The organism is Azohydromonas sp., from assembly GCF_035325925.1.
Lineage (GTDB): Bacteria > Pseudomonadota > Gammaproteobacteria > Burkholderiales > Burkholderiaceae_C > Calidifontimicrobium.
The window spans coordinates 60139-82927 of sequence record NZ_DAOKZA010000015.1; the positions used below are offsets into that span (position 1 = coordinate 60139).

The 22789-nt window shown below is 72.2% G+C and carries 16 protein-coding genes and 1 pseudogene; 4 read left to right on the plus strand and 13 right to left on the minus strand.

All coding sequences use genetic code 11. From position 1 onward, the window contains the following. Positions 1–67: 67 nt before the first annotated feature. Together PKC53_RS07875 and PKC53_RS07880 are read right to left on the minus strand one after the other, a co-directional pair. Positions 68–3331 (minus strand): UvrD-helicase domain-containing protein, encoded by a 3264-nt coding sequence (locus PKC53_RS07875; protein WP_324427873.1) that lies wholly within the window; start codon positions 3329–3331, stop codon positions 68–70. After that, the gene (locus PKC53_RS07880) at positions 3328–5892 is read right to left on the minus strand and encodes a PD-(D/E)XK nuclease family protein (RefSeq protein WP_324427876.1); all 2565 of its coding nucleotides are present in this window, start codon (positions 5890–5892) and stop codon (positions 3328–3330) included. Before PKC53_RS07880 ends, PKC53_RS07875 begins: the two co-directional genes overlap by 4 nt. 205 nt (positions 5893–6097) lie before the next feature. On the opposite strand from PKC53_RS07880, the gene trxA reads away from it, so the two are divergent. The 4 genes from trxA to PKC53_RS07900 all read left to right on the plus strand — a co-directional run bounded on the left by trxA (position 6098) and on the right by PKC53_RS07900 (position 10036). Beyond that, positions 6098–6427, plus strand: a complete 330-nt coding sequence (gene trxA, locus PKC53_RS07885) for a thioredoxin TrxA (RefSeq protein WP_324427878.1) — start codon at positions 6098–6100, stop codon at positions 6425–6427. Positions 6428–6659: 232 nt separating this feature from the next. Then, positions 6660–7925, plus strand: a complete 1266-nt coding sequence (gene rho, locus PKC53_RS07890) for a transcription termination factor Rho (RefSeq protein WP_324427880.1) — start codon at positions 6660–6662, stop codon at positions 7923–7925. 94 nt (positions 7926–8019) lie between these two features. After that, positions 8020–8274 carry a type B 50S ribosomal protein L31 gene (locus tag PKC53_RS07895; protein WP_324427882.1) on the plus strand — a complete coding sequence of 85 codons (255 nt, stop codon included), beginning with the start codon at positions 8020–8022 and terminating at the stop codon, positions 8272–8274. A 91-nt stretch (positions 8275–8365) separates the two neighbouring features. Next, complete coding sequence (locus PKC53_RS07900) at positions 8366–10036, plus strand: hypothetical protein (RefSeq protein WP_324427884.1); 1671 nt, start codon at positions 8366–8368, stop codon at positions 10034–10036. Between the two features lie 47 nt (positions 10037–10083). Here PKC53_RS07900 and phoR read toward each other — a convergent pair whose 3' ends face one another. The 11 genes and pseudogenes from phoR to PKC53_RS07955 form a co-directional block, all read right to left on the minus strand. After that, positions 10084–11439: a phosphate regulon sensor histidine kinase PhoR gene (gene phoR, locus PKC53_RS07905; protein WP_324427886.1), complete on the minus strand. Its 1356-nt coding sequence runs from the start codon at positions 11437–11439 to the stop codon at positions 10084–10086. A 17-nt stretch (positions 11440–11456) separates the two neighbouring features. Next, on the minus strand, positions 11457–12167 hold the full coding sequence (gene phoB / locus PKC53_RS07910) for a phosphate regulon transcriptional regulator PhoB (protein ID WP_324427888.1): 711 nt from the start codon (positions 12165–12167) through the stop codon (positions 11457–11459). A gap of 31 nt (positions 12168–12198) precedes the next feature. Beyond that, the gene (gene phoU / locus PKC53_RS07915; RefSeq protein ID WP_324427890.1) at positions 12199–12906 is read right to left on the minus strand and encodes a phosphate signaling complex protein PhoU; all 708 of its coding nucleotides are present in this window, start codon (positions 12904–12906) and stop codon (positions 12199–12201) included. Between the two features lie 23 nt (positions 12907–12929). Beyond that, on the minus strand, positions 12930–13742 hold the full coding sequence (gene pstB, locus PKC53_RS07920) for a phosphate ABC transporter ATP-binding protein PstB (RefSeq protein WP_324427910.1): 813 nt from the start codon (positions 13740–13742) through the stop codon (positions 12930–12932). A gap of 82 nt (positions 13743–13824) precedes the next feature. Beyond that, on the minus strand, positions 13825–15480 hold the full coding sequence (gene pstA, locus PKC53_RS07925) for a phosphate ABC transporter permease PstA (RefSeq protein ID WP_324427893.1): 1656 nt from the start codon (positions 15478–15480) through the stop codon (positions 13825–13827). Positions 15481–15498: 18 nt separating this feature from the next. Then, a complete protein-coding gene (locus PKC53_RS07930; protein ID WP_324427895.1) occupies positions 15499–17709 on the minus strand; it encodes an ABC transporter permease subunit in 2211 nt (736 codons plus the stop codon). Between the two features lie 126 nt (positions 17710–17835). Continuing rightward, positions 17836–18429 (minus strand): hypothetical protein, encoded by a 594-nt coding sequence (locus tag PKC53_RS07935; RefSeq protein WP_324427897.1) that lies wholly within the window; start codon positions 18427–18429, stop codon positions 17836–17838. A gap of 28 nt (positions 18430–18457) precedes the next feature. Beyond that, positions 18458–19435 carry a phosphate ABC transporter substrate-binding protein PstS family protein gene (locus PKC53_RS07940; protein WP_324427900.1) on the minus strand — a complete coding sequence of 326 codons (978 nt, stop codon included), beginning with the start codon at positions 19433–19435 and terminating at the stop codon, positions 18458–18460. Between the two features lie 361 nt (positions 19436–19796). Then, positions 19797–21167 (minus strand): phosphoglucosamine mutase, encoded by a 1371-nt coding sequence (glmM, locus tag PKC53_RS07945; RefSeq protein ID WP_324427902.1) that lies wholly within the window; start codon positions 21165–21167, stop codon positions 19797–19799. Positions 21168–21243: 76 nt separating this feature from the next. Beyond that, on the minus strand, positions 21244–22119 hold the full coding sequence (gene folP, locus PKC53_RS07950; protein ID WP_324427904.1) for a dihydropteroate synthase: 876 nt from the start codon (positions 22117–22119) through the stop codon (positions 21244–21246). 67 nt (positions 22120–22186) lie between these two features. Continuing rightward, positions 22187–22789, minus strand: a pseudogene (locus PKC53_RS07955) (cell division protein FtsH); the annotation flags it as partial.

Here is a 22789-nt window from a genome sequence, read left to right on the forward strand (position 1 = left end):
GTCGAGCGTGCCGGGGCCGCAGCGCCACCCGGCGGGCCGGGTCGAACGCGTCCGGGGGGGTTGCGCCTCAGAGCTCGACCAGCGCGCCGCCGCCGGTGACGAACGCGGCGCGCACCGCCTCGCCGGGCTGCAGCGCCTGCACCGCGGCACGGTAGCGAGCGAGCTGGTCGCGGTAGGCACCGACCTCGCCGGGGGACTGCGCCAGCTTGTAGTCGAGCACCCACCACTCGTTCGCACCACTCGCACCCGAGCCGGGCGGCAGGCACACCAGCCGGTCGATGCGCAGCGCACCCTCGGCGTCGGCCAGCGGCACCTCGTTGCCGGCCCACGCCAGGTCGGCGGCGAAGAAACGCGCGCACGACGGGCTGTCGAGCACCGCGCGCACGGTGCGTTCGACGTCGCCCGCCATCGCCGCCGGCAGCGCGAACGCGCGCGCCGCCGCGGCAGCGGCATCGCGTAGGTCGGCGCGGCCGGTGCTGCCGCCCGGGCCCGGCCGCGTGCACCACTCGAGCGCCCGGTGCACCGCCTGCCCGAGCCGCGCGGCGGTGCCCTCGACCGCCGCGGCCGCCGCGGCCGGCGCGCCGCGCGGCGGCGCCAGCGCAGGCGCAGGCAGCCCCGACACCGAGACCCCACGCACCGGCGCCGCGGCGCGCCCCGTCGACGGCACCCACTCGGTGGCCAGCGCCTCGAGCCGGCTCCACGCGCTGCGCCCGGCGCCGGTGCGCGGCGCGGTCGCGCTGATCAGCAGCCGCTCGCGCGCGCGGGTCAGCGCGACGTACAAGGCGTTGAGCTCCTCGCGCGCACGCTGCGCCTGCTCGTCGGCCAGCCGCTCGCGCAGCGACGGCGGGCAGCGCGACTCGCTGGCGACGAAGGCCACGCTCGCCGGGTGTGCGCGCTCGACCGGCCAGTCGACGAGCAGCGTCGCCGTCTCGGCAGCCTGGCGCTCGGGGTCGGTGTCCATCAGCAGCACGGCGCGCGCCTCGAGCCCTTTCGCGCCGTGCACCGTGAGCAGCCGTACCGCGTCGGCGTCGGCGTCGGGCTGGACCTTCAGCGCACGCCGGCGCAGCGCGCGCACGAAGCCGTAGGCGGTGGCGTAGCGGCCGCCGTCGAGCTCGAGCGCCACGGCCAGCAGCGCGTGCACGGCGCCGCGCGCGGCCGGCCAGCGCTCGGCCGGCACGCGCGCGGCCAGCCGCGGCAGCAACTCGCCGTCGCCGACGATGCGGTCGAGCAGGTCGTGCGGCGGGCGCCGGTGGGCCACTTCGGCCCAGCCGGCGAGCAGCGTGCGCGCGCGCGCCAGCGCCGGCGACGGCGCCTCGAGCGCCATCAGCGCGCCCCACCAGCCGGTCGCCGGGTCGCGCGACGCAGCGTCGGCCAGGTGCTGCAGGTCGTCGTCGCCGGCGTCGAACAGCGGGCTCTTCAGCGCGCGCGCCAGCGACAGGTCGTGCCCGGGCGAGGCCAGCACGTCGAGCACGGCGACGAGGTCGGCGGCCTCGGGTTCGCTGCCCAGCAGCGTCTGCTCGGGTGCGGCGAACGGCACGTGGCGCGCGCGCAGCGCGTCGGCGGCCAGCCGCAGCGACGCGCGCTTGCGACTGAGCACGAGCACCTCGCGCGGCGCGAAGCCTTCGGCGAGCAGCGCGCACACCGCGTCGGCCACCTGCTGCGCCTCGTGTTCGCGGCGCGCCTGCTCGGCGTCGCGCCGCGGCACGCGCAGCGACGGCCGCCACGTCGCGACGTCGCGCGCCGCGGCGCCGGGCTCGGCGCGTGGCACGCGCGCCAGGCGCTGCAGCGCCGTCGCGTGGCGGTCGCCGGCCACCTCGGTGGTGTGCGCGCGGAAACCGTCGTAACCGTCGTCGACCGCCGCGCGCGCGAACACCGCGTTGACCACCCCGACCACCGCCGGATGGCTGCGGCGCGTGTGGTCGCAGGCCAGCACGTCGCCGCCGAGCGCGTCGACGACGAAGGCGCGCGCCGCGGCAAACACGCGCGGCTCGGCCCGGCGGAAGCGGTAGATGCTCTGCTTCGGGTCGCCGACGACGAACACCGAAGGCGGCGCGCCGGCGCCGGTGCCGGCGTATGCGGCGAGCCACGACTGCAGTGCGTGCCACTGCAGCGGGCTGGTGTCCTGGAACTCGTCGATCAGCAGGTGGCGAACGCGCGCGTCCAGGCGTTCCTGCACCCAGCCCGACAGCACCGGGTCGCCGAGCAGCCGCAGCGCGACCAGCTCGAGGTCGGTCATGTCGACCAGCCCCTGGCGGCGCTTGAGCAGCGCGTATTCATCGAGCAGCACGCGCGCGAGCGCCACCATCGCGCGGTGCTCGTCGTGCGCGTCGTGCTGCGCGACCGCCTCGGCCAGCGCCTCGAGCTCGGCCACCGCGGCAGCGTGCGCCGCGCCGTCGCCGAGCTGCTTGCGCGGCGCGCCGGCGTCGGTGAACAGCGCGCCGCGCAGCGCCGCGCAGGCTGCGAGCGGGTCGGCCAGCGACAGCGCCTGTTCGATCGCCGCCGCGGCCTGCGTCGGCTTGGCCTTGCCCAGCGCCGCCAGTTCGCGCGCGAGCGCGAGCCAGCGCGCGCGCACCGCCTCGTCGGCGAGCGAGTCGGCCGGGTGTGCAAAGCCGGCCCAGCGCGGCCACAGCAGCGCAGGCGGCGGCACCGCGTCGGCCAGCGTGCCGGCGTCGTCGGCGCGCTCGACCTCGACGCGCCTGGCCCATGCCGCCTCCAGCCACTGGCGCAGCGTGGCGCGCCCGCGGCGTGCGACCAGGCGTCCGTAGTCGGCGCGCAGCGCCGCGTCGTCGGCGACGCGGCGGTGGAAGCGCCGGAACAGCTCGGGGCGCAGGTCGTCGAGGTCTTCGACCAGCGCCATCTGCGGCGACAGGCCGACGTCGCGCAGCAGGTCCAGCGGCGCGGCGCGCAGCAGCTGCGCGAACCAGGCGTGGAAGGTGCGCAGCTCGACGTCGCGCCCGCCGGCGAGCACGCGGTCGAGTAGCGTGGCCGCGTCGGGCTCGGCGGCACGCGCCGCCGCCGGCGACATGCCACGTTCGACCAGCAGCTCGACGCGCCGCTCGGGCGCGGCTTCGGCCAGCTCGCGCAGCACGGCGTGCAGCCGTTCGCGCATCTCGCCGGCGGCCTTGCGCGTGAAGGTGATCGCCAGCACCGACGCGGGCGCGGCGCCGTCGAGCAGCGCACGCACGATGCGCGCGACCAGCATCCAGGTCTTGCCGGCGCCGGCACAGGCCTCGACGACGACGCTGCGCCGCGGGTCGCAGGCCACCGCGTAGAACGTCGCGCGCGTGGCCGGTGCGCCGTTGCAGTGGTACGCCGGCGCGTCGCTGCTCATCGCGCAGCGTCCCAGTGGTCGCGCCGGCACAGGCCCCGCATCTCGCAGCGCTCGCACACCGCACCCTCGCCCAGCGCCACCAGCCCCAGCCCGTCGCGCAGGTCGCGCAGGTCGGCGGCGAGGCCGTCGACGAAGTCTTGCGAGGTGGCCGCGACGTCGGGGTGCACGACCTCGACCGGCGCCTGACGGTCATCGAGCGCGAGGTACATGGCCCGCAGTTCGCGCGACGCACCGTCGTCGACCAGCGCGGCGTACACCGCGAGCTGCGTGTCCTCCAGCGGTGTGCGCACCGCCTGCCTCAGATCGGATGCGGCACCGGTCTTGTAGTCGATCAGCTCGCGCACGCCGCCGCGGCCTTCGTCGATGCGGTCGATGCGGCCGACGAGCGTCACCGGCAGCCGCGCGTCAGCCGGGCGTTCGGCGTCGACCTCGCCCGCAAGCCAGCGCCAGCCGTCGCGGTCGCGCCGCTGCAGCCAGGCGACGTAGCGCGGCGCGAGGTCGTCGAACGCGGCGCGAAACGGCAGCAACTGCGCCGCGTCGAGGCCCATCGAGTCGCTGACGGCGTCGGCCTGCGCGTGCAGCGCCGCCAGGTCAGCGGCCGCGTCGCGCGCGCTGCGCCGCTCGCCGTGGAACGCGTGCAGCACCGCGTGCAGCCAGTTGCCGTAGTCGCGCTTGGCCAGCTCGACGTCGAGCTCGTCGATCTCGCGCAAGCCGAGCACGCTGCGCGCGAAGAAGCGGTACGGGCAGTCGCGCAGCGCCTGCACCGCGCTCGCACTCAACCGCTGCGGCAATGCGCGCACGAGCGCCGGCGCCGGGCGCCCGGCGGGGCGCGGTTCGATCGCGACGCTCGCAACCTGCGGCGGCTCGTCGGCCGGCACCCCGGCACCGGCGCGCTGTCGCGCGCGCCAGGCGCGCTCGACCAGCGGGCTCGCGCCGCGCGGTTCGCCGGCATCGCTGCGCCGGCGCAGCAGCACGACCCCGGGGGCGCGCATCAGCTCGGCGAAGGCGCGTGCCTCCTGGTGCCGTCGCTGTGCCGCGGTGGGCAGGCCGAGCGCCGCGGCCACCGCGTCGCTCCACAGCGCCGGTGCCGGCGCGGCGCCGCCCAGGTGCGTGTCGTCGGCGCCGGGACAGACGACGGCGGCGAACGGGCGCCACAGCGCGCGCGCCAGCGGCGTGACGACCACGTGCGGCTCGGGCGGCGGCGGCGGGCGGTACGTCGCACCGTCGAGCACCTGGTCGACCCAGGCGACGAAGCCCGCACGGTCCAGGCGCGTCTTCGCGGCATCGGCCCACGCGGGGTCGGCGTCGCCGCCGTCGCAGCGCAGCGCCGCGGCCACCTGCAGCGCGGCGGCGTCGTCGCCCGCATCGCCGAGCACGCGGGCGAGCGCCTGCAACCAGTCGGCCAGCGGCCGGCGCCCCGGCGCGGCCAGCGGCGCCCATCGCTCGCGCTGCGCGAGCCAGCACGCCTGCTGCGCATCGTCGAGCGCGGCGCCGCGCCGCCACGCGCGCTCGATCGCTGCCACCTGCGGCGCGGGCAGCGCCGCGTCGGCCTTCAGCGCGTCGAGCCAGGCGTCGGCGCCGGCGGCCGGAGCCGCGGCACGCAGCAGCGCCATCACGCGCGCCGCTGCGCTGGTCGTCGACAGGCGCCAGCCGGTTTCGTCGTGCACACGCAGCCCCGGCGCGCGTTCGAGCAGCGCGTGCACGCGACGCACCAGCGCGCGGTCGAGCGCGATCAGCGCCACCGGCGCCGACGCGCCTTCGACCGCGCGCAGCACCTCGGCGGCCGAGGCCTCGGCCTCGGCCTCGAAGTCGGCGCAGACGACGCAGCGCGGCGGCGGCAGGCCGGCGACCGCGTCGAACACCGCGTGCACGTCGTCGGCCGCGATGGGCAGGTCCAGCTCGATGACCGGCACGCCGGTGCCGGCCGCTGCGGTGCCCACGGCGGCGAGCTGGTCGCCGTCGCCGACGCCGTACGCCAACACCCACGCGCCAGGGCGATGATCGAACAGGCGGTCGGTGGGCGCCGCGTCGTCGACCGCGGCCCACTCGAGCGCGACGCGGGCCAGCGCGCGTTCGGTCTGCCCCGGGCCGGTAATCCAGCCGAGCTGCTCGCGCGCGGCGTCCCACCAGCGCGCGCGTGCGCCAGGGCGCGCCGCGGCGGCCTGCGCCAGCGTGCGCGCCGAATCGACCACCGACGCCACCGCCTGGGCGAAGCCACGCGGGTCGTCGCGCGCCCAGGACGCCCCCCACGAAGACTCGCGCAGCAGCGCGGCCGCACGCAGCGTGTCGGTCACCACGTCGCCGCTGGGCGCGCGCGCATCGCGCCGCGGTGGTGGCCCGAGCGTGTCGGCCAGCGTGCGCGTGGTCTCGACGCGCGGTTGCCAGCCACCGAGCGCAGCGAAGGCCGCCCGTGCCGGCGCGAGCAGGTCGGCCTGCGGCAGCAGCACCACCGCGTCGCACGCGGGCACGCCGCGCGCGCGCAGCTCGTCGGTCACGCGACGCGCCAGCGCCGGCCAGAAGTCGGCATCGGCCGGGCACGCGGGCAGGCGAAGTCGGGTCAAGGACGATCGATGATGCGAAGACACGACGGCGACGCCGGCATCGTCGCCACGCCGCAGCCTCGGCGCGGTCGCCGGCAGCGGGCGCACCGACCGCGGGTGCCGGGGCTTTATGTCAGAATCATTCTGCCTTGTCTCTTCCCCTGCCTGGCCACGCGCCACACACGCCGCGGCGGGACCGGCGGCAGGGCGTCCCCGAGGACCCTCCATGAGCAGCGACCTGATCACCCATGTTTCCGACGCGTCGTTCGAGACCGACGTCCTGAAGTCCGACCGCCCGGTGCTGGTCGACTACTGGGCCGAGTGGTGCGGCCCGTGCAAGATGATCGCGCCGATCCTCGACGAGGTGTCGAAGGACTACGACGGGCGCCTGCGCGTCGCGAAGATGAACGTCGACGAGAACCGCGAAGTGCCGGCGAAGTTCGGCATTCGCGGCATCCCGACGCTGATGCTGTTCAAGGGCGGTCAGCTTGCCGCGACCAAGGTCGGCGCGATGTCGAAGGCGCAGTTGACGGCCTTCCTCGACGGTCACCTATAATCTTCGCCAAGGTCGTTCGGTGGGCGCCACAAGCGCCGCCGGCGTCCACCGACAGCCCCTCCGCCCCCGCGTCGGAGCCGATCGCAGGCTCCCGGGTGGCGAGTAGCCGGCCCCCTTCCCCGCATCACCCGGCCACGACCCGCTGAACGGGTGCGCCGCGCCCCAGCCATCGGGGCGCGTCGACGGCGGTCATCCGATCGCCCGGTTCGTCTTGCCACCAGGGATCACTCCCATGCACCTGTCCGAACTGAAAGCGCAGCACGTCTCCGAGCTCATCAAGATGGGCGAGGCGCTGGAGATCGACAACGTCAGCCGCCTGCGCAAGCAGGAGCTGATGTTCGCGATCATGAAGAAGCGCGCCAAGGCCGGCGAGCAGGTCTTCGGCGACGGCGTGCTCGAGGTGCTGCCCGACGGCTTCGGCTTCCTGCGCTCGATCGAGGCCAGCTACATGGCGTCGACCGACGACATCTACCTGTCGCCCAGCCAGATCCGCCGCTTCAACCTGCACACCGGCGACATGATCGAGGGCGAGGTGCGCGTGCCCAAGGACGGCGAGCGCTACTTCGCGCTGGTCAAGGTCGACCGCGTCAACGGCCTGACGCCCGAGGAGAACAAGCACAAGATCATGTTCGAGAACCTGACGCCGCTGTTCCCGAAGGAACAGTTCAGGCTCGAACGCGACAACCTGAAGGTCGACGAGAACATCACCAGCCGCATCATCGACCTCGTCGCGCCGATCGGCAAAGGCCAGCGCGCGCTGCTCGTCGCGCAGCCCAAGACCGGCAAGACGATGATGATGCAGCACATCGCGCACGCGCTGGTGGGCAACTACCCCGACGTGCACCTGATCGTGCTGCTGGTCGACGAGCGTCCGGAAGAGGTGACCGAGATGCAGCGCACGGTGCGCGGCGAGGTCATCAGCTCGACCTTCGACGAACCCGCCGCGCGCCACGTGCAGGTGGCCGAGATGGTGATCGAGCGCGCCAAGCGCCTCGTCGAGTTGAAAAAGGACGTCGTGATCCTGCTCGACTCGATCACGCGGCTGGCGCGCGCCTACAACAACGTGCTGCCCAGCAGCGGCAAGGTGCTCACCGGCGGCGTCGACGCCAACGCGCTGCAGCGCCCGAAGCGCTTCTTCGGCGCGGCGCGCAACGTCGAGGAAGGCGGCAGCCTGACCATCATCGGCACCGCGCTGATCGACACCGGCAGCCGCATGGACGAGGTGATCTACGAGGAGTTCAAGGGCACCGGCAACTGCGAGATCCACCTCGACCGCCGCATGGCCGAGAAGCGCGTCTACCCGTCGATCCTGATCAACAAGTCGGGCACCCGCCGCGAGGAGCTGCTGCTCAAGCCGGAGATCCTGCAGAAGACCTGGATCCTGCGCAAGCTGCTGTACAACATGGACGAGATCGAGGCGATGGAGTTTGTGCTCGACAAGATGAAGCAGAGCAAGAGCAACCTCGACTTCTTCGACATGATGCGCCGCGGCGGCTGAGCCGCGCATCTATAATCCGCGGTTTTCCGCTTGGGGCAAGTGCGTCGAATGGGTCGACGTGGCTACCGCATCACCAGCGCCGAGGGCTTCCCGCATGAAAGAAGGCATCCACCCCAACTACCGCGACGTGTGCTTCGTCGACCTGTCCAACGGCTTCAAGTTCGTCACGCGTTCCTGCGCGTCGACGAAGGAGACCGTCAAGATGGACGACGGCCGCGAGTTGCCGCTGATCAAGCTCGAGACGACCAGCGAATCGCACCCCTTCTACACCGGCACGCAGAAGAGCGTCGACAACCTCGGCGGTCGCGTCGAGAAGTTCCGCAACAAGTTCGCGCATCTGAAGAAGTGACGGCGCGCGCACGCCGCATCGAAGGGGCAGCCGCGGCTGCCCTTTTTGCTGCCCGGCGCGTGGCGCGCGACGGGCGCGGCATCATCGCGGCGTGAGCCACGGCCCCACCCCGGCCCTCGTCACGCAGCGCGCCGCGCAGCGGCTGCCACGCTGGGCGCTGCTGCTGTTCTGTGCGGCCTACGTGCTGCCGGGGGTGTTCGCACGCGATCCCTGGCGCAGCGCCGACGTCGCCGCGTTCGGCCACATGGTCGCGATGGCCGAGGGCCGCACGCCCTGGCTCGCGCCGACGGTGGGCCAGCTGCCGCCGGACAGCGCGCTGCTGCCGCACTGGCTGGGTGCGGCCGCCATCGCGCTGCTCGCACCCGGGATCGACGCCGAGCTCGCCGCCCGGCTGCCGTTCGCGCTGCTGCTGGCGCTGACGCTGGCGCTGGTGTGGTACGCGATGTTCCACCTCGCGCGCACCGAGGCGGCGCAGCCGGTCGCGTTCGCGTTCGGCGGCGAGGCCGAGCCGGTGCAGTACGCGCGTGCGATGGCCGACGGCGCGCTGCTCGCGCTGATCGCCACGCTGGGGCTGCTGCAGCTCGGCCACGAGACCACGCCCGAGCTGATGCAGCTGGCCGCGGTCGCGCTGTTCCAGTGGGCGCTCGCGGCGGCACCGTTCAGGCGCTGGCGCGCGCGTGCCGCCGCGCTGGCGGCGCTGCCGCTGCTGGCCGCGGCCGGTGCGCCGGGCATCGCGCTGGCGATCGGCGCCATCGGGATGGCCATCGCGCTGCGCTCGGCGTATGCGCAGGTGCGCGCCTTCGCGCCGTGGATCGCGGCGTCGGCGCTGGCCGCGCTGGCCGTCGCGGCGGCGCTGCACACCTGGGACTGGCGCTGGCGCTTCGGCGCCGACATCGCGCAGCTGTTCCAGCTCGGCCGGCTGTGGCTGTGGTTCCTGTGGCCGGCGTGGCTGCTCGCGCTGTGGACCGTGTGGCGCTGGCGCCACCACCTGTTCAACCGGCACATCGCGGTGCCGCTGTCGCTGGCGCTCGTCGCGCTGGCGGCCAGCGTCGCCACCGGCGGGTCGGACCGCGCGCTGATGCTCGGCCTGCCCGGCGTCGCGGTGCTCGCGGCCTTCGCGCTGCCCACGCTCGGGCGCAGCGCGGCGGCGGCGATCGACTGGTTCTCGGTGTTCTTCTTCAGCGCCGGGGCGATCGCGGTGTGGGTGGTCTACGCGTCGATGCACACCGGCGTGCCGGCCAAGCCCGCTGCCAACGTGGCCAAGCTCGCCAGCGGATTCGTGCCGAGCTTCTCGGCGCCGGCGCTGGCCGCGGCGGTGCTGGGCACGCTGGCCTGGCTGTGGCTCGTGCGCTGGCGCACCGCGCGTCACCAGGCGGCGCTGTGGAAGAGCCTGGTGCTGCCGGCCGGCGGCGTCGCGCTGCTGTGGCTGCTGGTGATGACGCTGCTGCTGCCGGTGCTCGACTACGCGCGCAGCGACCGTCCCTGGGTCGCGCGCATCGCGCGCCACGTGCCGCCTGGCGCCTGCGTGGCCGCGCCCGACATCGGCCGCGCCGCGGCCGCCGCGCTCGAGCACTTCGGCCGCTGGCGCGTCGACGCGCGGCCGACCACCGACGCCGGCGGCTGCGACTGGATGCTGCTGCGACCCGATGCCGGCAGCGCGGCCGCCCCGCCCGGCTGGACCGTGGTCGCGCGCGTGCTGCGGCCGACCGAGCGCCAGGGGGGCACGCTGGTGCTGCGGCGCGGCGGCGCCGCACCGCGCTGAACGAAGCGCCGCGGCGCCGACCGGGCCGGCTGCCGGCGCGCCCGGCGTCAGCCCGCGGCGTCTTCGGCCGGCCGTGCCGCGTCGCCGCCGTGGCCGTGCCCCCGCACGCGCAGCGCCGGCAGCACGATGCGAAACGACGATCCCTGGCCCGGCTCGCTGCCGATGTCGAGCTCGCCGCCGTGGCGCTGCACGACGTGCTTGACGATCGACAGGCCCAGCCCGGTGCCGCCGGTCTCGCGCGAGCGGCTGCCGTCGATGCGGTAGAAGCGTTCGGTCAGCCGCGGCAGGTGCTCGCGAGCGATGCCGATGCCGGTGTCGCTGACGACGATCTCGCCGGCGCCGTCTTCGCGCACGCGCCAGCGCAGCCCGATGCGCCCGCCCTCGGGCGTGTAGCGCACCGCGTTGCTCACCAGGTTGCCCACCGCGCTGATCAGTTCTTCCAGGCTGCCGGCGACCTCGCCGTCGGGCGCTGCGTGCAGCGTGATCTGGTGCCGCCCGGCCGACAGCGCCTCGCCGTCGGCGCGCACGCGCGCGAGCAGTTCGTCGACGCGGATCCAGCGCTCGACCGTCGGGCGCGGGCTGCCCTCGAGCTGCGCCAGCGTCAGCAGGTCGTCGATCAGCGTCTGCATGCGCGTGGTCTGCTGCTCCATCAGCTGCAGCACGCGGCGACGCTCGACCTCGGTCAGCGGCAGCGTGGCCAGCGTCTCGACGAAGCCGGCGAGCACCGTCAGCGGCGTGCGCATCTCGTGCGAGACGTTGGCGACGAAGTCGCGGCGCATCGCCTCGGTGCGCTCGCGCTCGGTGATGTCCTGCGACAGCACCAGCTTCATGCCCTCGCCGTAGCGGCGCACCAGCACCGACAGCGTCTGCCGCCCCGGCGGCGCGGTGAACACCACCGGCTGGTCGTAGCTGCCGAGCTGCAGGTGCGCGACGAAGGCCGGCGCGCGCACCAGGTGCGTCAGCCGCTGCCCGCGGTCGCGCGCCGGGTCGAGCCCGAAGTGCATCGCGGCCACCGAATTGCACCACGCGATCTGCTCGTCGCCGTCGAGCAGCAGCACGCCGTTGGGCGAGGCCTCGATCGCCGACAGGAACTGCTGCAACCGCAGGCGCTCGGCCTCGATGGCCTTGTCGCGCGAGCGCAGCAGCCGCTCGACGCGGTAGCCGAGCTCGCCCCAGAAGCCGGGTTCGACCGGCGCCTGCGCGTCCTGGCTGCCGCGAAGCCAGGCGAGCAGCCGCTGCGCGCGCAGCGTGTCGAGCGTCGCGGCGAGCATCACGCCGGTGGCGCCGCCCAGCGCCATGCCGGCCGCACGCGCGTCGAGCCAGCCACCCGCCAGCGCCCCCAGCGCGGTGCCGGCGAGCATTGCCAGCACCACCGCGACGACGCGGGGCAGCAGCCAGGGCATCGGTCAGCGCGACGCCGTCACGGTGCGCCGCCGGGTTGTGGCGCGAAGCGGTAGCCGGCGCCGCGCACGGTCTCGATCAGCGTCGCGCACTGCACCGGCTGCAGCGCCTCGCGCAGCCGCTTGACGTGCACGTCGACGGTGCGCTCCTCGATGAACACGTGGTCGCCCCACACGCGGTCGAGCAGCTGCGCGCGGCTGTGCACGCGCTCCGGATGCGTCATGAAGAAGTGCAGCAGCCGGAATTCGGTGGGCCCGACCTTGACCTCGCGCACGCCGTCGGTGCCGACCCGGGCGACTCGCCGCGTCGCCGGGTCGAGCCTGAGACCCCCCGCCTCGACCGCGCTGTCCAGCGCCTCGGGTACCTTGCGCCGCAGCACCGCGCGGATGCGCGCGAGCAGCTCCTTGGTGGAGAACGGCTTGGTCAGGTAGTCGTCGGCGCCGGCGTCGAGGCCACCGATCTTGTCGGCCTCGTCGCTGCGCGCCGTGAGCATGATGATCGGCAGCTCGCGCGTGCGCGCCACGGCGCGCCACTGCTTGGCCAGCGCCAGCCCCGACTGGCCGGGCAGCATCCAGTCGAGCAGCACCAGGTCGGGCAGCACCGCGTCGACGGCCGCGCGAGCCTGGTCGGCGCTGGCGGCCAGCGTCACCTCGTAGCCCGCGTGGCGCAGGTTGATCGAGATGAGCTCGGCGATCGCCGACTCGTCCTCGACGACCAGCACACGGCTCATCGACGACCCCCCCGCATCATGCCGCTCCCGTTCAGCGCACCGCGGTCTCGACGTCGGCGAGCGCGACGTGACGCACGTCGGTGCCCTTGACGACGTAGATCACCGCTTCGGCGAGGTTCTTCGCGTGGTCGCCGACGCGCTCGATGGCCTTGGCGACGAACACCAGGTCGATGCTCGACGAGATCATGCGCGGGTCTTCCATCATGTAGGTGATCAGCTTGCGCAGCAGGCCGTCGAACTCCTGGTCGATCTGGTCGTCGTGCTTGAGCACCTCGAGCGCGGCGGCAGGGTCCAGGCGCGCGAACGCGTCGAGCGCCTTGCGCAGCTGCGTGCACGCGAGCTCGCACTCGAACTGCAGGTCGGCCACCGGCAGGCGCAGCCGGCTCGACACGCCGGTGTTGATCAGCCGCTGCACGGTGCGCGCGATGCGCGCCGCCTCGTCGCCGACGCGCTCGAGGTTGGCGCTGGCCTTGGAGATCGCGATCAGCAGACGCAGGTCGATCGCCGCCGGCTGGCGCGTCGCGATGATGCGCTGCATCAGCGTGTCGATCTCCACCTCCATGTGGTTGATGCGGTCCTCCTGCTGCAGCACCTGCGTCGCGGTCTCGCCGCTGAAGTTCGCCAGCGCGTACATGGCCTGCGCGACCTGCGACTCGGCGAGGCCGCCCATCTCGAGCACGCGCGTGGACACGTCGCGGAGGTCGGCATCGAACTGGCTGGAGATGTGTTTGTCGTTCATCGTGGGTCTCCTCGACGGCCGCCTCAGCCGAAGCGGCCGGTGATGTAGTCCTCGGTTTCCTTGCGCAGCGGCTTCATGAACAGCTCGCTCGTCGGGCTGTACTCGATCAGCTTGCCCAGGTACATGTAGGCGGTGAAGTCCGAGACGCGGGCGGCCTGCTGCATGTTGTGCGTGACGATCACGATGGTGTACTTGTGCTTCAGCTCGTGCAGCAGTTCCTCGACCTTGGCGGTGGAGATCGGGTCGAGCGCCGAGCAGGGCTCGTCCAGCAGCAGCACTTCGGGCTCCAGCGCCACCGCGCGCGCGATCACCAGGCGCTGCTGCTGGCCACCGGACAGGCTCAGCCCGCTGACGTCCAGACGGTCCTTGACCTCGTCCCACAGCGCGGCCTGCTTCAGCGCGCGTTCCACCGTCTCGTCGAGCTGGGCGCGGTTCCTCACCCCGAGCAGGCGCAGCCCGTAGGCCACGTTCTCGTAGATCGACTTCGGGAACGGGTTCGGCTTCTGGAACACCATGCCAACGCGCCGGCGCAGTTGCGCGACGTTGATGCTGCGGTCGTAGATGTTCTTGCCGTCGATCGTGATCTGGCCCTCGACGCGGCAGTTGTCCACCAGATCGTTCATGCGGTTGAAGCAGCGCAGCAACGTGGACTTGCCGCAGCCGCTGGGACCGATGAACGCAACCACGTGGCTGCGCGGGATGTCCAGGCTGACGTCGTACAGCGCCTGCTTATCGCCGTAGAACAGGTTGACGTTCTGCACCGAGACGGCGACCTCCAGGTCGGCCAACGGCCTGACGGGGCGTGCCGACGCCGGCACCTCGGTCTCGATGGTCATGCGCGGCGCGGCGGTTTGCGTCATGGCAGTCATCGGATTCCTCGATTCGATCGCATTGTGTACGGGGTGGGCGGCACGCGCATCAGACGTTGTCGAGCCCGCGGAACTTCTCGCGCAGTCGGTTGCGCAGGCGGATCGCGGCGAGGTTGAGCACCATGATCACGACGACCAGCAGCAGCGCCGTGGCGTAGACCAACGGGCGCGCGGCCTCGACGTTCGGGCTCTGGAAGCCGACGTCGTAGATGTGGAAGCCCAGGTGCATGAACTTGCGCTCGAGGTGCAGGAACGGGAAGTTGCCGTCCAGCGGCAGCGTGGGCGCCAGCTTGACCACGCCGACCAGCATCAACGGGGCCACCTCGCCGGCCGCACGCGCCACCGCCAGGATGAGACCGGTCATCATCGCCGGGCTCGCCATCGGCAGCACGGTGCGCCACAGCGTCTCGGCCTTGGTCGCGCCCAGCGCGAGGCTGCCTTCGCGCACCGACCGCGGCACGCGTGCCAGCCCCTCCTCGGTGGCGACGATGACCACCGGCAGCGTCAGGATCGCCAGCGTCAGCGAGGCCCACAGCAGCCCGGGGCTGCCGAAGGTGGGCGCAGGCAACGCCTCGGGGAAGAACAGCTGATCGATGTTGCCGCCGAGGAAGTAGACGAAGAAGCCCAGGCCGAACACGCCGTAGACGATGGACGGCACGCCGGCGAGGTTGTTCACCGACACGCGGATGACCCGGATCAGCGGCCCCTGCCTGGCGTATTCGCGCATGTAGATGGCGGCCATGATGCCCAGCGGCGTGACCATCACCGCCATCAGCAGCACCATCAGCACGGTGCCGAAGATCGCCGGGAAGATGCCACCCTCGGTGTTGGCCTCGCGCGGGTCGTCCCAGACGAACTCGCCGAGCTTCTTCACGTAGTGCCCGATCTTGTCGAACAGGCCCATGTCGTTGGCCCGGTAGACGTCGGCCACCAGCGCCAGCTTGACCTCGACCTCCTGGCCGTCCATCACGCGCCCGACCAGCGTGTCGCGGCCGATCTCCTGACGCAGGACGCCGATCTTCTCCTGCAGCTGACCGAACTGCGCGTTCAGCGCCTCGCGCTGCCGTGCGAAGTCGGCGTTGCGGTCCTCGGTCAACTGGCCCTTGAGCTCCAGCTTTCGCGCCTGCAGCCGCAGCTGCTCGAGCGCGTAGTTGATCCTGCCGATGTCGTTCTTCTCGATGCGGTAGATCTGGTTGAAGAGGTCGTTGGCGCGCTCGACGCGCCGGCTCAGTTCCGGCCAGGCGGCCTCGCCGCTGGCCACGACCTGGCCGTTCTCCTTGACGGCGACCAGGTGGCCGTAGAAGTTGCCCCACTCGCGCCGCTCGATCGTCACGATGTCCTTCGGGTACTTGACCTCGCCCAGCAGCGGCAGCGGGAACCAGCGGAAGTCCGCCCCGGTGACATCGCGGTTGCCCATCTTGACCAGCACCCGCTCGGCGAAGAGCGCTTCGCCGGGGATGTCGAAGCCGGCCTCGCGCAGGCGGCGCACGGCCACTTCCTCGCGTTCGCGCAGCTCGCCGATGAGGCCGATCACGCTGCCGTCGCGCTCCTTGAAGGTGGTCTCGGCCACCGGCTTGGGCCAGAAGTGCCCCAGCCCGCGCAGCGCGGTCAGCGCCATCACGCCGGCCACCGCCAGCACGGCGGCCGCCACGGCGCCCGCGGTCAGCCAGATCCAGGGCGAGCCCGATTTGAACCAATCACGCACGCTCGTGCTCCTCGCAGCTCAGATGGTCTGGTACTTTTCGCGCAGGCGCTGGCGTACCAGCTCGGCGAGCGTGTTGACGAAGAACGTGAAGGCGAACAACACCAGCGCCGACAGGAACAGCAGGCGGTAGTGGGTCTCGCCGACGCCGGCCTCCGGCATCTCGACGCCGATGTTGGCCGACAGGGTGCGGAAACCCGTGAAGATGCTGAAGTCCATCACCGCGGTGTTGCCGGTGGCCATCAGCACGATCATGGTCTCGCCGACGGCGCGCCCCAGGCCGATCATCACGGCCGAGAAGATGCCCGGGCTGGCGGTCAGCAGCACGACGCCCATCAGCGTCTGCCAGGGCGTGGCGCCGAGAGCCAGCGAGCCGGAGGTGAGCGACTTCGGCACCGAGAAGATCGCGTCCTCGGCGATCGAGAAGATGGTCGGCGTGACGGCGAAGCCCATCGCGATGCCGACCACCAGCGAGTTGCGCTGCTCGTACTTGATGCCGAGCTCGTTGCTCAGCCAGTTCGGCATGTCGCCGCCGAAGAAGGCCGCTTCGATCGGGTGGCCGATCTGGAAAGTCAGCCAGACCACGAACACCAGCACCGGCATCAGCAGCGCCGCCTCCCAGCCGGGCGCGACGCGGTCCTTGATCGCGGCGGGCATCAGGTGCCAGACATAGGCCGCCAGGATCATCGACGCCGGCAGCAGCAAGATCGACAGCAGCACGCCGGCGAGGTTGTTCTCCACCAGCGGCGCCAGCCACAGGCCGGCCAGGAACCCCAGCACCACCGTGGGCAGCGCCTCCATCACCTCGATCGTCGGCTTGACGACGGTGCGCATGCGCGACGACATGAAGTAGGCGGTGAAGATCGCGCCCAGGATCGCCAGCGGCACCGAAATCGCCATCGCGTAGGCCGCGGCCTTGATCGTGCCGTAGGTCAGCGGCGCGAGGCTGAACTTGGGTTCGAAGTCGGCGTTCGCCGCCGACGACTGCCAGACGTAGTCGGGCTCCTCGTAGCTCTCGTACCAGACCTTCTGCCACAGCGCCGAGAAGGAGACCTCGGGGTAGTGGTTCTCCACCGCCGCCGAGTAGACGCGCCCGGCCTGGTCCTGCGCGAGATAGCCGTTGCCGCGCGGAGGCACGCCCAGCGCCACCAGCGGCTGGTCGCTGAGCCTCTCGCGGAACAGCAGGCGCTGCGAGGTCGCGAAGTAGCTCCCGAGATGGCCCTGGGCGTCACCGACGATGAAGCCCTTGCGGAAAAACTCCGGCGCCAGCGCGGTCACCGCGGCGGGCATGGGATCGAAGCCACGGATGCGCTTCAACGCGAAGGTCGTGCCCTCGACGCGCACCGGGAACCACTGCGCCAGTTCGCCCCGGTCGGTGCCGACGATCAGCGAGAAGCCACCGCTGAGCATCGCCAGCGCGGTCACGCGCTGGCCGGCCGGCGCGATCTCCACGGTCTCGAGCAGCCGCGGCGCCGTCTTGTTCGAGATGTCGTAGCGCGCCAGGCTGCGGTCGCCGTGAAGCACATAGAGCTCGCGCTGCTTCGACTCGATGTAGAGCTGACGCACGCCCGCCGGCACCGGCGAGATCTCGCTCTGCTGGACCTCGCTCTTGGCCTCGCCCGTGATCGGATTCGTCGTGACGTTCACCGCCGACACCAGCAGGCGTCCGTCCACCGTCAGCGCGGCGATCGTCGACCCGTCGTCGGACTGCTGGACACCGAGCAGCCGGATCGGCTGTCCGCGTGGATCGACCACGAGCGGCTGCTCGCCGAGCGGGTAGCTGAGCTCCGGCGTGATCAGGCGCCGGTTGTTCGGATAGCTGACGGCGAAGCCCTGCTTGGCCAGTATCACGCGACCGTCCGAGAGACCGAAGCCCTGGCTGTAGCTGCGCCGCTCGCCGACCGCGGCGCTGGTCACCTCGACGCCGGCGGGTACCGGCAGCAGCGTCTCCGACAGCACCTCGCCGCTGTCGAAGCGGAAGAAGGTGACCGATCCCTGGGTGCCGACGCGGGAGCCGATCTCCCGCTGCTCCTCGCCGGTGTAGGCCAGCGTCGCCTGTCCGCCGCCGGGCACGGCGTACTGGCTGCGCTTGTCGACCGACGGCGCCATGAACAGCGGCACGACCACGCTGGCGAGGTAGAAGAAGATCGCCGAGACCGCGACGATGACGCTGATGCCGCCCACCGTCATGGTGTGCTTGAAGAAGCTGTCGGTCAGGAGCCGACGGCCCATCGCGGCATTGACGCTGAGGGCGGTGGAGGTCTGACTGGCGGAGTTCATCGGAGATGGCCCGATCTGACGTGAAGCGAGGGTGGCGACGCGACGTCGCCACCCTCCGGTGCGGCGGCCGCGACGCGTCTACTTCCGCGCGACGCGCAGCGCCTCGAAGCGCTCGGCGCGGTCGGCCGGCTTGCCCTTGGCGTAGCTGTCCTTGTTCATCACGTAGACCAGCGTCTCGCCCTTGGGCCCGGCGCCGATCTCGGTGTAGCTGTAGGGCACTTCGCCGAAGGCCGTGAAGTCGGTCATGTCCTTGAGGTTGCCGAACAGATAGAAGCGGCCCCCCTTGAAGACCTCGCCGTAGAACTTGTCGCCGGGCGGCAGGCTGCCGCCCAGGATCTGCTCACCGCGGCTCGGCTTGTTGGCCTTGACGTCATCGCCGGTGATGCCGAAGACCAGCGTCTTGCCGCCCGGACCGGCGCCGACCTGCGTGCGGGTCAGCGCCACTTCGCCATGGGCCAGGAAGTCGAAGTAGTTCTTCGTGTCGCCGAACGCGTGCACGCGGCCGCTGTCGGGCAGCACGACGAACAACTCGACCGGCGCGGCGGCCGGCGCCGCAGACGCTGCAGCAGCGGGGGCCGGCGCGGGCGCCGGGGCGGGAGCTGGCGCGGTGGCGCAGCCGGCGGCCAGGGCCGCGGCCGCGAGCAGCGCACCGTAGCGCACGGTGGGATTCATGGGCATCGTCTCCTGAGTGCCGCGCGGATCAGTTCAGCGCCGCGAGGAAGCGCTGAGCCAGCGCGTTGGGCACCGGAACGAAGCCGTCCTTGATCGTCACTTCCTGGCCCTGCTTGGACAGCACCATCTTGAAGAACTCGCGCTCCAGCGGGGCGAGCGGCTGGTTCGGCTTCTTGTTGACGTAGACGTACAGCACGCGAGCCAGCGGGTAGGTGCCGTCGATCGCGTGCGTGGCATCCGGCTCGACGAAGGGCTCGCCCTTCTTCTTGGACAGCGGCAGCGCGCGCACGCCCGAGGTCTTGTAGCCGATGCCCGAGTAGCCCAGCGCGTTCAGCTGCGTGGCCACGCTCTGCACCACCGAGGCCGAACCCGGCTGTTCGGCGACGTTGCGCTTGAAGTCACCCTTGCACAGCGCCACTTCCTTGTAGAAGCCGTAGGTGCCGGACACCGAGTTGCGGCCGTACATCGCGATGTCGCGGTTGGCCCACTCGCCGGTCAGGCCCAGCTGGCCCCACTTGGTGATGTCGGCGGCGCCGCCGCACTTGCGCCCGACCGACATCGCGGCGTCGACTTCCTCGAGGCTCAAGCCCTTGATCGGGTTGTCCTTGTTGACATAGACGGCCAGCGCGTCGATCGCGACGCCGACGGCGGTGGGCTTGTAGCCGTGCTTCTTCTCGAAGGCCTCGACCTCGCGCGCGGTCATCAGCCGGCTCATCGGCCCGAAGTTCGACGCCCCTTCGGTCAGCGCCGGCGGCGCCGTCGACGACCCGGCGCCCTGGATCTGGATGTTGACGTTCGGGTACAGGCGCTTGAACTCCTCGGCCCACAGCGTCATCAGGTTGTTCAGCGTGTCCGACCCGACGCTGGTGAAGTTGCCCGACACGCCCGCGGCCTTCTGATACGTCGGCAACGCGGCGTCGACCGTGACTGGCTGAGCGTGCGCCGCCGTCGTGATCAGGCCGAAGCCGACCAGGCCGAGCGCGGAAATGAGCTTGTTGAGGGTCATGCGTCCACTCCGTTGGAAAGAAGAATGCGGAAGGCTCGAAACGACGAGTCAGGCGCATGCTAGGGACGCTCGATGACCGGATTGTGACAACTCCGGCGGCGCACCGTCACGGAACCTCGCCGCGACGGCGCGACCCGCGGACCCCGGCAGCGGTGTTCGACCGTCGATGACACGGTCGTGACGGAACGGTGAAGACCCGCCTCCCGGCGCGAGACGCTGCCGGGCGACGCGCGCGCAACCGCACCGGCGGTGGCCGGCGGAAGGCAGTCGGTCAGGGCGACGCATGCCGTTGCCGCCCGAACGCGCCCCTCATGGGCAGGCCGGGCGGGCGGCGCGGCGCAGGTGGGCGCGCCGTCGGCGCTCAGGCGGCCGCGGGAAGCGTCGCAGTGGCAGTCGCCGAGAGGCGCGCCGCGTCGGCCAGGCGCTGCGCACAGCGCTGCGCCAGCGCGGCGTCGCGCGCCTCGACCATCACGCGCAGCACCGGCTCGGTGCCCGACGCGCGGATCAGGACGCGCCCGCTGTCGCCCAGCTCGTGCTGCACCGCCTGCTGCTCGGCGGCCAGCCGCGGATTGCGCCGCCAGTCGGTGCCGTCGGCCAGCCGCACGTTGATCAGCGTCTGCGGGAACAGCGCGACCCCGGCGAGCAGTTCGGCCAGGGTGTGCGTGCCGTTGCGCCGCACCGCCTGCATCACCTGCAGCGCGCTGACGATGCCGTCGCCGGTGGTGTGGCGATCGAGCGCGATCAGGTGCCCCGAACCCTCGCCGCCGAGCTGCCATCCGCGCGCGACCAGTTCCTCGAGCACGTACCGGTCGCCGACCTTCGCCCGCACCAGCGGCACGCCGCGCTCGCGCAGCGCCATCTCGACGCCGAGGTTGGTCATCAGCGTGCCCACGACGCCGGGCACCGCCTGTCCCTTGGCCAGCCGGTCCATCGCGATCACGTAGAGCAATTCGTCGCCGTCGTACAGGCGCCCGTGCGCGTCGACGATCTGCAGCCGGTCGGCATCGCCGTCGAGCGCGATGCCATAGTCGGCGCCGTGCCGGGCCACGGCGGCCACGAGCGCCTGCGGCGAGGTCGCACCGACCCCGTCGTTGATGTTCATGCCGTCGGGACTGCAGCCGATCGTCTCGACGCTGGCGCCGAGCTCGTGGAACACGTCGGGTGCGACGTGGTACGCCGCGCCGTGCGCCGCATCGACGACGACCTTCATGCCGCGCAGCGACAGGCTGTGCGGCACCGTGCTCTTGCAGAACTCGATGTAGCGCCCGCGCGCGTCGTCCAGGCGCCGCGCCCGGCCGAGCCCGGCCGAGTCGACCCACTGCGGCGGCTCGGCCAGCGCCTCCTCCACCGCGCGCTCCCACTCGTCGGGCAGCTTCTCGCCCCGGGCCGAGAAGAACTTGACGCCGTTGTCGGGGTAGGCGTTGTGGCTGGCGCTGATGACCACGCCCAGGTCCAGCCGCAACGCGCGCGTGAGGTAGGCCACGCCCGGCGTCGGCAGCGGGCCCGACAGCAGCACGTCGACGCCGGCGGCGGCCAAGCCGGCCTCGAGCGCCGACTCGATCATGTAGCCGGAGATGCGCGTGTCCTTGCCGATCAGCACCGTCGGCCGTTGGGCGCCGCGTCGCAGCACGCGGCCCACGGCATGGCCGAGCGAGAGCATGAAGTCGGGCGTGATCGGCGCGCGGCCGACCGTGCCGCGGATGCCGTCGGTGCCGAAGTAGGTTCTGCTCATCGTTGCGCTGCTCCGAGTTGCGCGCGCCGGCCACTGCGATGCCGCAGCCAGCCCCCGCCGGCCGCCGAGACCGGTTTCAGGCGGCGATTGTGCCCGCCGACGACGCGCCTGCGCCATCGAGCGCCGCCACCGAGAGCCAGACCTTCAACGCATCGACGGTCGGCGCGACATCGTGCACACGCACGACCGACGCGCCGCGCTCGACGGCCAGCAGCGCCGCGGCGACGCTCGCGGCGACGCGCTGCCCCGGGTCGCGGCCGGTCAGCACGCCGAGCGTCGACTTGCGCGACCAGCCCACCAGCAGCGGCAGCCCGGCGGCCAGCAGCTCGCGCTGGCGCGCCAGCAGCGCCAGGTTGTGTTCGGCGGACTTCGCGAAACCGATGCCGGGATCGAGCACGATGCGCTCGCGCCCGATGCCGGCGGCGACGACGGCGCGCGCGCGGGCACCGAGGAATTCCGCGACCTCGGCGACCACGTCCACGTAGTGCGCCTGCTGCTGCATCGATCCCGGTTCGCCTCGCATGTGCATCAGGCACACGCCGGCGCGAGGGTGCATCGCGACCGCGTCGACGGCGCCGGGGCGTTGCAGCGCGCGCACGTCGTTGACGATGTCGGCGCCGGCGTCGAGCACCGCGCGCATCACTTCGGGTCGGCTGGTGTCGACCGACACCGGCACGCCCAGCGTCACCGCATGGCGCACCACCGGCAGCACGCGCGCCAGTTCCTCGGTGGCGGTGGGCGATGCGGCGCCCGGGCGCGTCGACTCGCCGCCGATGTCCAGCAGGTCGGCGCCGTCGCGCAGCAGGCGTTCGCAGTGCGCGCAGGCATCGGCCGGGTCGGCGAAGAGGCCACCGTCGGAGAACGAGTCGGGCGTCGTGTTGACGATGCCCATCACGCGCGGACGCGACAGGTCGACGTCGAATCGTGCGGTGCGCCAGACGGGGGGTGTCATCGCTTCGGAGGGTCCGCGACGAAGAAACGGGGCCTCAGCCCCGTCGTCGTGGTGCGCCCGACGCCGCTCAGGCCGTGGCCGGTGCGCCGTCGGTGTTCACCGGCGGCGCGCCGCCGCTGCCGCTGCGCGGCGTCGACGGCGTCCAGTCCTTCGGCGGCCGCGGTGGCTTGCCGCCCATGATGTCCTCGATCTGCTCGCCGTCGATCGTCTCCCACTCGAGCAGCGCCTGAGCCATCGCGTGCATCTTGTCCTGGTTGTCCTCGATGAGCTTGCGCGCCGCGGCGTACTGCTCGTCGATGATCCGGCGCACCTCCCGATCGACCTTCTGCATCGTCGCCTCGGACATGTTCACCTGCTTGGTGATGCTTCGGCCGAGGAACACCTCGCCTTCGTTCTCGGCGTAGACCATGGGCCCCAGCTCGTCGCTCATCCCGTAGCGCATCACCATGTCACGCGCGAGCTGCGTCGCGCGCTCGAAGTCGTTGCTCGCGCCGGTGGTCATCTGGTTCATGAACACCTCCTCGGCGATGCGCCCGCCGAACAGCACCGAGATCGTCGACAGGATGCGCTCCTTGTCCATGCTGTAGCGGTCGCCCTCGGGCAGCTGCATCGTCACGCCCAGCGCGCGCCCGCGCGGGATGATCGTGACCTTGTGCACCGGGTCGGTCTT

Excerpts from the sequence above, each read along its gene's own strand:
- PKC53_RS07875 (WP_324427873.1), bottom strand. The coding sequence starts at position 3,331 with ATGAGCAGCGACGCGCCGGCGTACCACTGCAACGGCGCACCGGCCACG.
- trxA (WP_324427878.1), top strand. The coding sequence starts at position 6,098 with ATGAGCAGCGACCTGATCACCCATGTTTCCGACGCGTCGTTCGAGACC.
- rho (WP_324427880.1), top strand. The coding sequence starts at position 6,660 with ATGCACCTGTCCGAACTGAAAGCGCAGCACGTCTCCGAGCTCATCAAG.
- PKC53_RS07895 (WP_324427882.1), top strand. The coding sequence starts at position 8,020 with ATGAAAGAAGGCATCCACCCCAACTACCGCGACGTGTGCTTCGTCGAC.
- phoR (WP_324427886.1), bottom strand. The coding sequence starts at position 11,439 with ATGCCCTGGCTGCTGCCCCGCGTCGTCGCGGTGGTGCTGGCAATGCTC.
- phoB (WP_324427888.1), bottom strand. The coding sequence starts at position 12,167 with ATGAGCCGTGTGCTGGTCGTCGAGGACGAGTCGGCGATCGCCGAGCTC.
- phoU (WP_324427890.1), bottom strand. The coding sequence starts at position 12,906 with ATGAACGACAAACACATCTCCAGCCAGTTCGATGCCGACCTCCGCGAC.
- pstB (WP_324427910.1), bottom strand. The coding sequence starts at position 13,742 with ATGACCATCGAGACCGAGGTGCCGGCGTCGGCACGCCCCGTCAGGCCG.
- PKC53_RS07930 (WP_324427895.1), bottom strand. The coding sequence starts at position 17,709 with ATGGGCCGTCGGCTCCTGACCGACAGCTTCTTCAAGCACACCATGACG.
- PKC53_RS07935 (WP_324427897.1), bottom strand. The coding sequence starts at position 18,429 with ATGAATCCCACCGTGCGCTACGGTGCGCTGCTCGCGGCCGCGGCCCTG.
- PKC53_RS07940 (WP_324427900.1), bottom strand. The coding sequence starts at position 19,435 with ATGACCCTCAACAAGCTCATTTCCGCGCTCGGCCTGGTCGGCTTCGGC.
- glmM (WP_324427902.1), bottom strand. The coding sequence starts at position 21,167 with ATGAGCAGAACCTACTTCGGCACCGACGGCATCCGCGGCACGGTCGGC.
- folP (WP_324427904.1), bottom strand. The coding sequence starts at position 22,119 with ATGACACCCCCCGTCTGGCGCACCGCACGATTCGACGTCGACCTGTCG.